The organism is Mycobacterium sp., from assembly GCF_049673265.1.
In the GTDB taxonomy this organism is placed as follows: domain Bacteria; phylum Actinomycetota; class Actinomycetes; order Mycobacteriales; family Mycobacteriaceae; genus Mycobacterium.
Genome location: NZ_JBATXN010000202.1, coordinates 1 through 13960, shown reverse-complemented (window position 1 = coordinate 13960; position 13960 = coordinate 1). Strand labels below are relative to the sequence as shown.

Annotated in this window: 11 protein-coding genes; 5 read left to right on the top strand and 6 right to left on the bottom strand. The window is 64.5% G+C overall.

Translation table 11 applies throughout. The annotated features are described in order from the left end of the window. Positions 1-61: 61 nt before the first annotated feature. The 3 genes from WBF82_RS07185 to WBF82_RS07175 form a co-directional block, all read right to left on the bottom strand. Positions 62-559, bottom strand: coding sequence for a methylated-DNA--[protein]-cysteine S-methyltransferase (locus WBF82_RS07185; protein ID WP_424382375.1), 498 nt, complete (start codon positions 557-559; stop codon positions 62-64). Then, positions 556-2043 (bottom strand): AlkA N-terminal domain-containing protein, encoded by a 1488-nt coding sequence (locus tag WBF82_RS07180; protein WP_424382374.1) that lies wholly within the window; start codon positions 2041-2043, stop codon positions 556-558. The genes WBF82_RS07185 and WBF82_RS07180 overlap by 4 nt, the downstream gene beginning before the upstream one ends. 79 nt (positions 2044-2122) lie before the next feature. After that, entirely contained in the window at positions 2123-3727 is a 1605-nt protein-coding gene (locus WBF82_RS07175) for an adenylate/guanylate cyclase domain-containing protein (RefSeq protein ID WP_424382373.1), read from the bottom strand. A 50-nt stretch (positions 3728-3777) separates the two neighbouring features. Here WBF82_RS07175 and nucS point away from each other — a divergent pair, with 50 nt between their 5' ends. Together nucS and WBF82_RS07165 are read left to right on the top strand one after the other, a co-directional pair. Next, positions 3778-4449: an endonuclease NucS gene (gene nucS, locus WBF82_RS07170; RefSeq protein WP_424382372.1), complete on the top strand. Its 672-nt coding sequence runs from the start codon at positions 3778-3780 to the stop codon at positions 4447-4449. 22 nt (positions 4450-4471) lie between these two features. Then, entirely contained in the window at positions 4472-4765 is a 294-nt protein-coding gene (locus tag WBF82_RS07165; RefSeq protein ID WP_424382371.1) for a hypothetical protein, read from the top strand. 6 nt (positions 4766-4771) lie between these two features. Here the strand turns inward: WBF82_RS07165 and mce are convergent, their stop codons facing one another. Then, a complete protein-coding gene (gene mce / locus WBF82_RS07160; protein WP_424382370.1) occupies positions 4772-5254 on the bottom strand; it encodes a methylmalonyl-CoA epimerase in 483 nt (160 codons plus the stop codon). A gap of 82 nt (positions 5255-5336) precedes the next feature. Between mce and WBF82_RS07155 the strand changes: the two genes are divergently transcribed. Together WBF82_RS07155 and WBF82_RS07150 are read left to right on the top strand one after the other, a co-directional pair. Continuing rightward, a complete protein-coding gene (locus tag WBF82_RS07155; RefSeq protein ID WP_424382369.1) occupies positions 5337-6518 on the top strand; it encodes an acetyl-CoA C-acetyltransferase in 1182 nt (393 codons plus the stop codon). A gap of 170 nt (positions 6519-6688) precedes the next feature. Continuing rightward, positions 6689-7597, top strand: coding sequence for a co-chaperone YbbN (locus WBF82_RS07150; RefSeq protein ID WP_424382376.1), 909 nt, complete (start codon positions 6689-6691; stop codon positions 7595-7597). 4 nt (positions 7598-7601) lie between these two features. On the opposite strand, the gene glgB is transcribed toward WBF82_RS07150, so the two are convergent. Both glgB and WBF82_RS07140 read right to left on the bottom strand, forming a co-directional pair. Beyond that, positions 7602-9803, bottom strand: coding sequence for a 1,4-alpha-glucan branching protein GlgB (glgB, locus tag WBF82_RS07145; protein WP_424382368.1), 2202 nt, complete (start codon positions 9801-9803; stop codon positions 7602-7604). 7 nt (positions 9804-9810) lie between these two features. Further along, a complete protein-coding gene (locus tag WBF82_RS07140; RefSeq protein ID WP_424382367.1) occupies positions 9811-11907 on the bottom strand; it encodes an alpha-1,4-glucan--maltose-1-phosphate maltosyltransferase in 2097 nt (698 codons plus the stop codon). A gap of 149 nt (positions 11908-12056) precedes the next feature. On the opposite strand from WBF82_RS07140, the gene glgP reads away from it, so the two are divergent. Then, a partial coding sequence (gene glgP, locus WBF82_RS07135) for an alpha-glucan family phosphorylase (RefSeq protein ID WP_424382366.1) occupies positions 12057-13960 on the top strand: 1904 nt, incomplete at its 3' end.

The following is a 13960-nucleotide window of genomic DNA, read 5'->3' as shown; positions in this document are numbered from 1 at the left end:
CCGCCGAACACACACAAAAAAGGGCACCCCACAAAGGCGCCCTTTTTTGCGTCCACAGATGCTAATCGAAAAGCGTCAAATTCCCCGATTTCACGTTTTTCTCCATCTCCAATAGCGACCGTTTCCGATCAAGACCGCCGCCGTATCCAGTAAGGCTTCCGCTTGCACCGATTACCCGGTGGCACGGGACAATAATGGCGATCGGATTATGGCCATTTGCCAACCCGACGGCGCGAGCGGCGCCGGTCGCGCCGATCTGTTCTGCGATCTGTCCATACGATCGGGTTTCCCCGTACGGAATGGTCAGCAGCGCCTCCCAGACGCGCCGCTGAAACTCGCTGCCGGCCAGGCTGAGTTCGAGGTCGAAATCGGTGCGCTTGCCCGCAAAATATGTTTGCAGCTGGTTAACCACATCCGGGAAGGCCCTGTCGTCGGGCGCCCAATCAGCGCGGTTCGGTTCGTAGGTTTGGTTCAGCATGCGCAGGTTCGTCAGCACATCGCCCCGGCCGGCCAACGCCAACGGACCGATCGGGCTCTCGATAGTGCGGTAGTGGATCATGCGATCTCCTTGAATGGCCAGTGGTTCACGGGATGCTCCAGCGTGGTCCACAGGTGCTGGGTGGCATACGAGCGCCAAGGGCGCCACGGGCGGCTTCGTGAAATCAGTGCCTGCTGAGCGCCCGGCAAGCCCAATTGCTCGGCAGCTAACCGCAATCCGAGATCGCTGGCGGGAAAGGCGTCAGGGTCGCCTAGGCCGCGCATGGCGATTACCTCTGCGGTCCAGCGGCCGATACCGGGCAGAGCCAGCAACTGCTGGCGGGCCGCGTCCCAGTCGCAGCCGGTGTCCAGGACGACACTGCCGTCGGCCAGCCCGGCGATCAGCGCGGTCACTGTCCGCCGGCGTGCCTCCGGGGCCGCGAGATGGGCCGGATCGATGTCGGCGAGCTGCTCGACAGACGGAAAGGTATGCGTCAGCGCGCCGTCGGCGTCGTGCACCGGCTGACCGTATGCGGCGACGAGTCTGCTCGCGTGGGTTCGCGCGGCCTTGGTCGATACCTGCTGACCCAGCACCGCCCGCACGGCCAGTTCGGCTTCGTCGACGGTCCGGGGTATGCGTTGCCCGGGTGCCTTGGCGACAACCGGCGCCAGCGCCGGATCAGATTGCAATACCTCGATCACCGCCTCCGGATCGGCGTCAAGGTCTAATAACCGTCTGCAACGCGAGATCCCGCTCGTCAAGTCGCGGAAATCGTCGAGCACCAGCAGACATCGGACGTGATCGGGGGCGGGTGTCAGGCTGACGATCCCGTTTCCAAACGGCAGCCGAAGGGTGCGCCGATATGTGCCGTCGCGCACCTCCTCGCATCCAGGCACCACGCCGGCGCCCAGATGACCGAAGACCCCCTCGTAGGCGAACGGAACCCGCACCGGTAGGCGCAGCGACACTGTCCCGGATGAGGCGCCCTCGCGCCCGAACCGCGCGGCCGCGCGTTTGCGTAGCTGCGTCGGAGTGCTGTCGCAGACCATGCGCAGGGTGTCGTTGAATTGGCGGATGCTGGAAAAGCCTGCGGCGAAAGCGACGTCGCCGAACGGTAGATCTGTTGTCTCGATCAGCACCCGCGCAGTTTGCGTGCGCTGCGCGCGGGCCAGGGCAAGCGGGCCCGCGCCGGTCTCGGCCTGTAGTAGGCGCTCAAGCTGTCGCGTGGTGTAGCCCAGTCGGGCGGCAAGCCCCGTGACACCTTCGCGGTCTACCACGCCGTCGGCGATCAATCGCATGGCCCGGGCGACGAGGTCGCCGCGGATGTTCCACTCTGGCGAGCCTGGCGACGCGTCCGGGCGGCAGCGCTTGCATGCCCGGAAGCCGGCGCGTTGGGCGGCCGCTGCAGTCGGATAAAACCGGACATTGCGGGCGAAGGGTGGCCGGACCGGACAGCTGGGGCGGCAATAGATCCCGGTGGTCAGCACCGCGGTGACGAACCAGCCGCCGAACCGGGCATCCTTGGATTGCACGGCCCGATAGCAGCGTTCGAAGTCGTCATGCACGGTTGCAACAATTACACCCGACCACTGACATTACTGGCGGAAAACCGACATCGTCGTGGCCGAGTCGACTATCGACCCGCTACACCGGTGCTGCCAGCTGCGTCGGCTGGTCGTGCCCGCGCAGCGTCACTGTCTCGCCCAAAGACCAATGGGCCCGCTCATTTTCACCCGCCGCGTTGACGGTGTCCGAGGATGCCAGTAGTCGGCCCGGTTCGTCCTTAGCTAGTTCGCACAGTCGGGCGGCTTCGTTGACCGGCTCGCCAATGACCGTGTATTCGAACCTCTCTTTTGCGCCCACGTTTCCCGCGACCGCTTTCCCGGCGGTGACCCCGATACCGGCGGGGCATTCGGGGACCTCGCTGTCGAGTCGACTCGCGATCGCGCGTGCTGCGGCCAGCGCCTGCTCCTCTGGTCGTTCGAGCCGGTTGGGTGCGCCGAAGACTGCGAGCACCGCATCGCCCTCGAATTTGTTGACCAGTCCGCAATGGCGATCGACCTCTTCGACTACCACCGCGAAGAAGCGGTTGAGCAACTGGACGACTTCCGCGGCGGGGCGGCTCGTCACCAATTGTGTCGAGCCGACGATATCGACGAAAACGACTGCGACATAGCGCTCTTCACCGCCGAGTTTTGGTCGTTCGCGCTCGGCTGCGGCGGCGACTTCGCGTCCCACGTGACGGCCGAACAAGTCGCGCACTCGTTCACGCTCTCGCAGGCCGTCGACCATCGAGTTGAAACCCCGCTGCAGCTCCCCGAGTTCCGTGCCGTCGAAGACCACCAGATCGCCTCGCAGATCGCCCTGCTCGACGCGCCGCAGCGCCGATCGCACTGCCCGCACCGGCGTCGCCGTCAGCCAAGCCAGGATCCACATCAACACAAACCCGAACACCAAGGTGGCGGTGGAAATGACGAGCACCGCAATCGCCAGTTGGGTCTTGCTCAAATTGCCGAGCACCAGGGCGAAGAACGCGGTGAGCGTGATGCCCAGCACCGGGACACCCGAGCTCAGTAACCACACGGTCAGGGTGCGGCCCATGATGCCCGGTGCCAGCCGTCGCGGCGCGCGGTCCGCCTCCAGTGCCTGGGCGGCCACCGGGCGCAACGCGAACTCGGTGAACATATAAGACGCGGTGGCCACCAAGATGCCGACGAAGCTTATCGAGAAACCCACGATCGGGATGAAGGTGCTATTGGACATCCCGTAAAGCGTCGTCAATAAGGCAGCTCCGATTCCCCACAGAGCAAGCACGCCAAGTGCCAGCCACAGGGGAGCCAAAAAGGTGGCGCGCTCATTGGCAGGGGTGGGCTTGCGCTCCTCGATTGCCCACCGCAGGGCCGTTATCAGTCGATTGGTGATCAGGTAGACGCCGAGCGCCAGCGCGACGGCTATATAGGCTGGCGTGACGGCGAAGGTAAGCCACAGCGGCGCGTCGCTGAAGACACTTGGGATCGGGAACGCGATGGTCAGCAGCAGGGTCGCGACACCGATGCCGATCAGGTTGGTCGCGACGATGAAGACCGTGATGATGAGCTGGATGCGCACCCGCCGGCGGCTCTGGCTCTCCGCCACCCGCCCGAGCAGCCACGAGCCGTACTCCGGTGTCTCCGACAGCCGACCGCTCTGCTGGGTTACCCGCTCCAGCAGCCGGCCCAGCCGTTGCGCGGTTGTTCTCTTGGCCGTCATCGTGGCGTCAGCCTAATTCGTCTTCTGGGCTCCCGCTTAAGGTGAGTCGCGTGCGTCTCGTCATCGCCCAGTGCACGGTGGACTATCTCGGCCGACTCACCGCTCATCTGCCATCGGCCCGTCGACTATTGCTGGTCAAGGCCGATGGCTCGGTGAGCGTGCATGCCGACGACCGTGCCTACAAGCCGCTGAACTGGATGAGCCCGCCGTGTTGGCTCACCGAGGAGTTGGACGGCACGGTGCCGGTCTGGGTGGTGCAGAACAAAGCCGGCGAGCAATTGCGCATCACCATCGAGGACGTCGAACACGACTCTAGCCACGATTTGGGCGTCGACCCCGGCCTGGTCAAGGACGGCGTCGAGGCCCACCTGCAAGCGTTGCTCGCCGAGCATGTCGAGCTGCTGGGCGACGGATATACCTTGGTGCGCCGCGAGTACATGACAGCGATCGGGCCGGTCGACCTGCTGTGTCGCGACGAGCAGGGCCACTCGGTCGCGGTCGAGATCAAGCGTCGCGGGGAGATCGACGGGGTCGAGCAGCTCACCCGTTATCTGGAGTTGCTCAACCGGGATAGCCTGCTGGCGCCGGTGAGCGGGGTTTTCGCCGCACAGCAGATTAAGCCGCAAGCGAAAACTTTGGCAATCGATCGCGGAATCCGTTGTTTGACATTGGATTACGACAAGATGCGCGGAATGGATTCAGACGAGTTCCGGCTATTCTGAGCTGGCTCACTAGACTGGAGGCATGCCTCGGCGCCGTACTCCACCGCGTATGCAGCCGTTTCGGCCGCTGCCGGTGCAACACCGGGTGGAAACCGGGCCCGACGGCTACGACTACCAGGTGCGACCGGTCGCCGCCGCGCGCGCTGGCAAGACATATCGCTGCCCCGGTTGCGATCACGAAATCTCTTCGGGCACAGCCCATGTAGTGGTGTGGCTAGCAGAATCCGGTGAGGTAGCGATCGACGACCGGCGGCACTGGCACACCTCGTGCTGGGCTAATCGGGCAACCCGCGCGCCCACCCGAAAGTGGTCTTGAAGAAATTCAGTGCGCAGAGTCCGAGTCGGCCGACGGCTCGACCAACTCGATCAGAACTCCACCGGCGTCCTTGGGGTGGATGAAGTTGATTCGCGAGTTCGCTGTGCCGCGCCGTGGCGCGTCGTAGAGCAGCCGGACACCCTGCTCGCGCAGCCGGTCGGTAAGGGTCTCCAGGTCGCTGACCCGGTAGGCCAGCTGCTGGATGCCGGGCCCGCGCTTGTCGAGGAACTTGGCGATCACCGACGACTCGTCAATGGGGGCCATCAGCTGCACCTGCGCGCTGCCGATCGGGGCGCCGCGCACCGACAGCATCGCCTCGCGAATGCCCTGATCGGCGTTGACTTCCTCGTGCAGCACGATCATGCCCAGGTGGTCGTGATACCACGCGATGGCGTCATCGAGGTCAGGGACCGCAATACCGACATGGTCGACCGCCGTCACCAACGCGGTGGCGAGTACTTGACGGACGTCAACTTGATCGGTGGTCATAACGTAACGGTAACCTGACGGGAAAGATTCTGCTTCTGCGATCCGCAGAATCGGCCGCTGAACCCCACCCCTGGAGGTAGTCATGACGACGTCGGTGATCGTTGCTGGAGCGCGCACCCCGATCGGCAAATTGATGGGTTCGCTGAAGGACTTCTCCGGCAGCGATCTGGGTGGCCTCGCGATCGCCGGCGCCCTGGAGAAGGCCGACGTGCCCGCCTCTGCGGTCGAGTACGTGATCATGGGCCAGGTGCTGACCGCCGGGGCTGGTCAGTTGCCCGCCCGGCAGGCCGCGGTGGCGGCCGGTATCGGTTGGGATGTGCCGGCCATGACGATCAACAAGATGTGTCTCTCCGGTATCGATGCCATCGCCCTGGCTGACCAGCTCATTCGCGCGGGTGAGTTCGACGTCGTGGTGGCCGGCGGCCAGGAGTCGATGACTAAGGCGCCGCATCTGCTGATGGACAGCCGGTCGGGCTACAAGTACGGCGACGTGACGGTGTTGGACCACATGGCCTATGACGGCCTGCACGACGTCTTCACCGACCAGCCGATGGGCGCGCTGACCGAGCAACGCAACGACGTCGACAAGTTCACCCGTCTCGAGCAGGACGAATTCGCTGCGCGATCGCACCAGAAGGCCGCCGCGGCGTGGAAGGACGGCGTCTTCGCCGACGAGGTCGTGCCGGTGACCATCCCGCAACGCAAGGGTGATCCGTTGCAGTTCAACGAGGACGAGGGCATCCGCGCCAATACCACCGCCGAATCGCTGGGTGGGCTCAAGCCGGCGTTCCGTCGCGACGGCACCATCACGGCCGGATCGGCGTCGCAGATTTCCGACGGCGCGGCCGCAGTGGTCGTGATGAACAAAGACAAAGCCACCGAGCTGGGGCTGTCCTGGCTGGTGGAGATCGGCGCACACGGCGTGGTTGCCGGTCCCGATTCGACGCTGCAGTCGCAACCCGCCAACGCAATCAAAAAGGCTCTCAGCCGTGAGGGGATCTCCGTCGACCAACTCGATGTAGTGGAAATCAACGAGGCGTTTTCCGCGGTGGCGCTTGCCTCGACACGGGAACTGGGCGTTGATCCCGACATCGTCAACGTCAACGGCGGTGCAATCGCCATCGGGCATCCAATCGGCATGTCGGGCGCTCGGATCACGCTGCATGCGGCGCTCGAACTGGCCCGCCGCGGCTCTGGTTACGGCGTCGCTGCGCTGTGTGGCGCAGGCGGTCAGGGCGACGCGCTAATCCTGCGCGCGGGTTAGTTACTGGTTGGTAGCGGCGCTGCGCGGTATGCGATTCCGTCGCAACGATGGTTGCTGGCTCGGTGAGCCCGGGCAAAATTGACAGCTGATGTGATTTTGGTCATATGGCCGCCTACAAGACCGGCAACCGGGTGGCCCAGGCCGCAACGCCACATGCCAAACTTGACGACGTGACCCGTCCCCGACCTCCGGCTGGCCCTGCGATGGCGGGCGCGGTCGACTTGTCCGGGCTCAAGCAAACCGCGCCCAGCAGCGATGCGGCCGCGGGGGAGTCGACAGGATCGTCTAAGCCCATCGGCACCGAGGTCAACGAAGCTAACTTCGAAGAAGAGGTGCTGCTGCGGTCCAACCAGGTGCCGGTTGTCGTGCTGTTGTGGTCGCCGCGCAGCGATGTCTGCCTCGAATTGGCCGACGTGCTGTCCGGCCTGGCCGCCGCGGACAACGGCAAGTGGTCGCTGGCCAGCGTCAATGTTGACACAGCTCCACGTGTGGCCCAGATATTCGGTGTCGAAGTGGTTCCTACCGTCGTGGCTTTAGCTGCGGGCCAACCACTTTCGAGTTTTCAAGGCATTCAGCCAGCCGATCAGCTGCGCCGCTGGGTGGACTCACTGCTGTCGGCAACATCGGGCAAACTTAGCGGCGCAACGACTTCCGAGGAACCCGAGGCGGTGGACCCGGCGCTCGCGCAGGCGCGCCAGCAACTCCAAGACGGTGACTTCGCCGCCGCCTCCGATTCGTATCAGGCGATCCTGGATGACGATCCGAACCACGCCGAAGCGAAGGGTGCGGTGCGCCAGCTCGCTTTCCTGATGCGTGCTACCGCGCAAGGACCCGAGGCTGTGGCCCGCGCCGATGCCGCTCCTGACGACATCGAAGCCGCGTTCGCCGCCGCCGACGTGCAGCTTCTCAACCAGGATGTCCAGGCCGCATTTGACCGATTGGTTGCGTTGGTGCGGCGGACGTCCGGCGAAGAGCGGACCTCGGTGCGCACAAGGCTGATCGAGTTGTTCGAGCTCTTCGACGCCGCCGACCCTGACGTCATCGCCGCGCGGCGTAACCTCGCCAACGCCCTGTACTAGTCGCCTATTCGGGCTCGAGCCACAGCGCCGAGGTCGGCGGCAGCACCAACACCGCGGATGCCGGGCGGCCATGCCATGGCTCGTCGGTGGCGTCGACACCGCCGAGATTGCCGATACCGGTGCCGTTGTAGTTGGTCGCGTCGGTGTTGAGGACCTCACGCCACCGGCCCGGGGTGGGCAGGCCGAGACGATAGCCGCTGTGCTCCGCCCCGGCGAAATTGAACACGCACGCCATCACCGAGCCGTCGCTGCCGTACCGCAGGAAGCTCAACACGTTGTTGGCGGAGTCGTTGGCGTCAATCCAGGAATAGCCCTCGGGCTTGCTGTCTTGGCTCCACAGTGCGGGGTGGCCGCGGTAGATCGTGTTGAGATCGTTGATCAGGCACGAGATCCCGGTGGAGAAGCTGTTCTCGTCGAGTTGGAACCAGTCCAGGCCGCGTTCCTCCGACCATTCGGCGCGCTGCCCGAATTCCTGGCCCATGAACAGCAGCTGCTTACCCGGGTGTGCCCACTGGTACGCGAGCAGGCTGCGCAAGCCCGCCGCCTTCACGTGGTCGTTGCCCGGCATCCGCGACCACAGCGTGCCCTTGCCGTGCACGACCTCGTCATGGCTGATCGGTAGCACGAAGTTCTCGCTGAATGCATAGAGCATCGAGAAGGTGATCTCGTGGTGGTGGTAACTGCGGTGCACCGGATCGTGGCCGATGTAGTCCAGCGTGTCGTGCATCCAGCCCATGTTCCACTTCATCGAAAAGCCCAGGCCGCCAACGTTAGTCGGCCGCGACACACCGGGCCACGACGTCGACTCTTCGGCTATGGTGACGATGCCCGGTGCGGCCTTATGCGCTGTGGCGTTCATCTCCTGCAGAAACTGCACCGCTTCCAGATTCTCCCGGCCGCCATAGATGTTCGGTGTCCAGCCGCCGACCGGACGCGAATAATCGAGATAAAGCATCGATGCGACGGCGTCTACCCGCAGGCCGTCGATGTGGAATTGCTCGAGCCAGTACAGCGCATTGGCCACCAGGAAATTGCGCACCTCGGCACGGCCAAAGTCGAATACGTAAGTACCCCAGTCGAGTTGCTCGCCACGCCGAGGGTCGGAATGCTCGTATAGCGGTGTGCCGTCGAAACGGCCCAGGGCCCATGCGTCCTTGGGGAAGTGGGCCGGGACCCAGTCCACGATGACGCCGATTCCGGCCTGGTGCAACGCGTCGACGAGGGCCCGGAATTCGTCTGGGGAACCGAACCGCGACGTCGGCGCGTAGTAGGACGTGACCTGGTATCCCCACGATCCGGCGAACGGGTGCTCGGCGACGGGCAGCATCTCGACGTGGGTAAACCCATGCGCTACAACGTAATCCGTCAGCTCACGAGCAAGCTCGCGATAAGACAGGCCCGGCCGCCACGAGCCCAGGTGCACTTCATAGGTGCTCATCGGCTCGAACACCGGATTGCGCTGGGCCCGCGCCGTCATCCAGTCGTCATCGGTCCATCGGTAGGTGCTCACGTTCACCCGCGACGCCGTATGCGGCGGCACCTCGGTGGCGAATGCGAACGGGTCCGCGCGGTCCGTGATGGAGCCGTCTGCGCCGTGCACCCGGAACTTGTACAGGCCATCGGGCGGGAAGTCCGGCCAGAACAACTCCCATACTCCCGACGAGCCCAAAACGCGCAGCGGGGCATCGTTGCCGTTCCAGCCGTTGAACTCCCCGATCAAGCTGACACCCTTGGCGTTGGGCGCCCAGACGGCGAACGACACACCCTGAACCACACCATCTGCGGTCTTAAACGAGCGTGGATGCGCACCCAGCACCTCCCACAGTCGTTCGTGGCGTCCCTCGCCGAACAGATGCAGATCGACTTCGCCCAACGTCGGCAGGAAGCGGTAGGCGTCGGCAACGGTATTCGAACCGGCACCGTCGTAACTCACCTCGAGGCGATAGTCGATGAGGTCGACGAATGGCAGTGCCACCGCGAACAATCCGGAGTCGATGTGTTGCAGTGGAAACCGGTCTTGGCCGACAAGTGCGACGACTTCGGTGGCGTGCGGCCGGAAGGATCGGATGACTGTGTGGTCACCGTACTCGTGGGCTCCGAGGATGCCGTGCGGGTTGTGGTGCTCACCGGCCAACAGGCGGGCCAAGTCGCTGGGTTCGGGCGCCAAGTGGGTCCTGGCGAGTTGGTCGGTGGACTTGGACTTCATCGGGGCGTCACCTCCGGCGCAAGAGCGCCATTCTGGATTCGGACGGTATGAGCGGCATGTTGATGATGTGAGCGGGTGCGCGGCCAGGGTCGATCCGTATGTAGTTGGCCTGTCCCCATTGGTATTCCTCGCCGGTTATCTCGTCTCGGACCCAGAACCGCTCGTAGTGCTCCATACCCAATGCGGCCATGTCCAACCACAACGTCGCTTCTTCCGGCCCGAACGCGTTAAGCGTCACCGCAACTAGCACGCAGTCGCCGGTGACCGGGTCGAACTTGCTGTACGCCAACAGTGCGTCGTTGTCGACGGCGTGAAACGTGATGTTGCGCAGCTGCTGAAGAGCGGGATGGAGTCGACGAATCTTGTTCAGCCCAGCGATAAATGGCTCCAGCGATCGGCCCGCTGCCAGTGCGCCGGCGAAGTCGCGCGGTCGCAACTCGTACTTCTCGGAGTCGAGATACTCCTCGCTGCCTTCCAACACGGCTTCGTGTTCGAAGAGCTCATAACCGGAGTACATCCCCCATGCGGGACTCATCGTTGCCGCCAGCACCGCACGTATCGCGAACATGCCCGGGCCATTGTGTTGCAAGACGGCATGCAGGATGTCTGGGGTGTTGACGAACAAATTGGGACGACGGAAGTCGGCGAGATAGGGAATCTCCTCGCCGAATTGGGTGAGCTCCCACTTCGACGTGCGCCAGGTGAAGTAGGTGTAGGACTGGGTGAAGCCCAGCTTGGCTAGGCCGAACTGGCGTGCCGGCGGTGTGAATGCCTCCGATAAAAACAACACGTCGGGATCGATGGCCTTCACTTGGCCGATGAGCCAGGTCCAGAAGTCGGGCGGCTTGGTGTGCGGATTGTCGACGCGGAAAACCTTCACTCCATGGTCCATCCAATGCAGCACCACACGCAGCACCTCGTCGTACAGACCGGCGGGGTCGTTGTCGAAGTTGATCGGGTAAATGTCCTGGTACTTCTTCGGTGGGTTTTCCGCGTAGGCGATGGTGCCATCGGGCAATTCGGTGAACCACTGGCGATGTTGCTTGGCCCATGGGTGATCGGGCGCGCATTGCAGCGCCAGATCTAAAGCCACCTCCATACCCAAGTCCTGCACCGCTGCCACGAAGTTGTCGAAGTCCTCGATCGTGCCGAGCTGCGGATGCACCGCGTCGTGACCGCCCTCATCGCTTCCGATCGCCCACGGCGACCCGACGTCACCGGGGACCGCTGTCGCGGTGTTGTTGCGGCCCTTGCGGTGAACTTTGCCGATCGGGTGGATCGGCGGCAGGTACACCACGTCGAAGCCCATCTGCGCGATTCGCGGCAATGCCCCGGTCGCAGTGGCGAAGGTGCCGTGCACCGGGTTTCCCTTGGCGTCCCAGCCACCGGTCGAGCGGGGGAACATTTCGTACCACGAGCCGAAGCGGGCCAGCGGCCGATCCACCCACACCCCGTATTGCTCGCCGCGGCTGACCAGCTCGCGCAGTGGGTACTGCGTCAAGAGTTCGTCGACCTCGGGGCTCAGCGCGAGCGCGGCCCTGGAAACCGGATCGCCCGGCGCCTGCAAAGCTGCGGCGGCAGCATGCAACGGTTGGCGCGAGCCCCGGGGGACACCGGTCGCGGCGCGTTCGAATAGCTGTGCTCCGATCAGCAGATCATTGGACAGTTCGGACTCGCCTTGGCCGGCCTCCAGCTTGGCCTCGATGGCGTGCCGCCAGGTGTGGATCGGGTCACCCCAACCGTCCACCCGAAACGTCCACAACCCGACGCTGTCGGGGATGAACTGACCGTGAAACACGTAGGGCTCCTCGCCCATGCTCATCGGCAGCAGCAGCGGCTTGACCCGGGGCAGCGGCGCGGCGGCGGGTTCGGCCACTGATGCGGTCTTTAAGGGGGCCTGCACCGCCTTGAGCCGCCGGGTTTCGCCGGCTTGCGGATAGCGCGCGCCGAGGTAGCGCACCACCAGCGTCGCTGCAACCGCGTCATGACCCTCACGCCATACCGTCGCGCGGACTGGAACTACCTCACCGACCACAGCTTTTGCCGGATACGCGCCACACGATACGACGGGCGCGACGTCATCGATCTCGACACGACCGGGCACCGTCACTCCGTTCTGATTCTTGAGTCGCTACTCAGGCGACAAGCTCTTTGCGCCCAATACCCACCGTAGTGTCGGGCCACACCCGGGGCAGGGATGTGCGCGTTGTTCGGGAGGCGAACCCCGGTGTCTGGTCAGTAAGGTAGGAACGCGTGAAAGCCCTGCGTAGGTTCACGGTCCGTGCTCACCTTCCGGAACGCCTGGGGGCGCTCGAACAGTTGTCGACGAACCTGCGGTGGTCGTGGGATCAGCCGACGCAGGAGCTTTTCGAGGCGATCGAGCCGGCGCTGTGGGCCAAGTGCGCTCAGGATCCGGTAGCCCTGCTCGGCGCAGTGAGCCCGGCTCGGCTCGACGAACTGGCGCTCGACAGCGGCTTTTTGGATCGCCTCGATGCGCTGGCCGCCGAGCTGAACGATTACCTGAGCCGCCCGCTGTGGTACCAGCAGCAAGAAGGCAACGGCGCCGCTATGCCCAACGGCATCGCCTACTTCTCGATGGAGTTTGGCGTCGCCGAGGTGTTGCCGAACTACTCGGGTGGCTTGGGAATCCTGGCCGGCGACCACCTGAAGTCCGCCTCGGATCTCGGATTGCCGCTGATCGCGGTCGGCCTGTACTACCGCTCCGGCTATTTCCGGCAGTCGCTGACTGCCGACGGTTGGCAGCACGAGACCTATCCGGCGCTGGACCCGCAGGGTCTGCCCCTGCGGTTGCTCACCGACGGCGCCGGCGAGCCGGCGCTGGTTGAGCTGGCGCTGCCGGACTCCGGACGGCTGCGGGCGCGGATATGGGTAGCGCAGGTCGGTCGGGTACCGCTGCTGATGCTGGATTCCGACATTCCAGAAAACGAGCACGACCTACGCGGGGTGACCGATCGCCTCTACGGCGGCGATCAAGAACATCGCATGCAGCAGGAAATCCTGGCCGGCATCGGCGGGATACGTGCCATCCGGACCTTCACCGCCATCGAAGGGCTGCCCGCGCCCGAGGTGTACCACATGAATGAAGGCCACGCCGGATTCCTTGGTGCCGAGCGCATCCGCGAACTCGTCGATGCCGGGCTGGATTTCGATACCGCGTTGACGGTGGTGCGCTCCAGCACGGTTTTCACCACGCACACCCCGGTGCCTGCCGGTATCGATCGGTTTCCGATGGAGATGGTGGAGCAGTACTTTGCAGATGCCGAGGCCGGCGAGACTGGTCCTGCGCTGCTGCCGGGTGTGCCGCTGGCCCGGATTCAGGCACTGGGCGCCGAGGACGATCCGGAGAAGTTCAACATGGCCCACATGGGCCTGCGGCTGGCACAGCGCGCCAACGGCGTTTCGCTTCTGCACGGCCGGGTCAGTCGAGCGATGTTCAATGAGCTGTGGGCCGGATTCGACGCCGACGAGGTGCCGATCGGCTCGATCACCAACGGCGTCCATGCCCGGACTTGGGCGGCGAGGCAATGGTTAGAGCTCGGTCGCGAATTGGTGGGGCCGGACGACGCGGCGTTCAGTGACCCAGGAGTCTGGCTGCGACTAAACGAGGTCGACGCCGGTCATCTGTGGTGGATCCGCTCGCAACTGCGGGCGCTGCTGGTCGACGACGTCCGGTCCCGGCTGCGTCGCTCGTGGCTCGAACGCGGTGCGCCGGAGGCCGAATTAGGTTGGATCGAAACGGCATTCGATCCCGACGTACTGACCATCGGGTTCGCTCGTCGAGTCCCGACCTACAAGCGGCTGACCCTGATGCTGCGTGACCCGGACCGGCTGCAACAGCTGCTGCTCGACGAACAGCGGCCGATCCAGCTGATCGTTGCCGGCAAGTCGCACCCCGCCGACGACGGAGGCAAGGCGCTCATCCAGCAAGTCGTGCAGTTCGCCGACCGGCCTGAGGTGCGCCACCGCATCGCGTTCCTGCCCGACTACGACATGTCGATGGCCCGGCTGTTGTATTGGGGCTGCGACGTCTGGTTGAACAACCCGCTGCGCCCGCTGGAGGCGTGTGGAACGTCGGGGATGAAGAGCGCGCTCAACGGCGGGCTGAACCTGTCCATCCGCGACGGCTGGTGGGACGA

Excerpts from the sequence above, each read along its gene's own strand:
- WBF82_RS07165 (WP_424382371.1), top strand. The coding sequence starts at position 4,472 with ATGCCTCGGCGCCGTACTCCACCGCGTATGCAGCCGTTTCGGCCGCTG.
- glgB (WP_424382368.1), bottom strand. The coding sequence starts at position 9,803 with ATGAAGTCCAAGTCCACCGACCAACTCGCCAGGACCCACTTGGCGCCC.
- WBF82_RS07155 (WP_424382369.1), top strand. The coding sequence starts at position 5,337 with ATGACGACGTCGGTGATCGTTGCTGGAGCGCGCACCCCGATCGGCAAA.
- WBF82_RS07185 (WP_424382375.1), bottom strand. The coding sequence starts at position 559 with ATGATCCACTACCGCACTATCGAGAGCCCGATCGGTCCGTTGGCGTTG.
- WBF82_RS07175 (WP_424382373.1), bottom strand. The coding sequence starts at position 3,727 with ATGACGGCCAAGAGAACAACCGCGCAACGGCTGGGCCGGCTGCTGGAG.
- mce (WP_424382370.1), bottom strand. The coding sequence starts at position 5,254 with ATGACCACCGATCAAGTTGACGTCCGTCAAGTACTCGCCACCGCGTTG.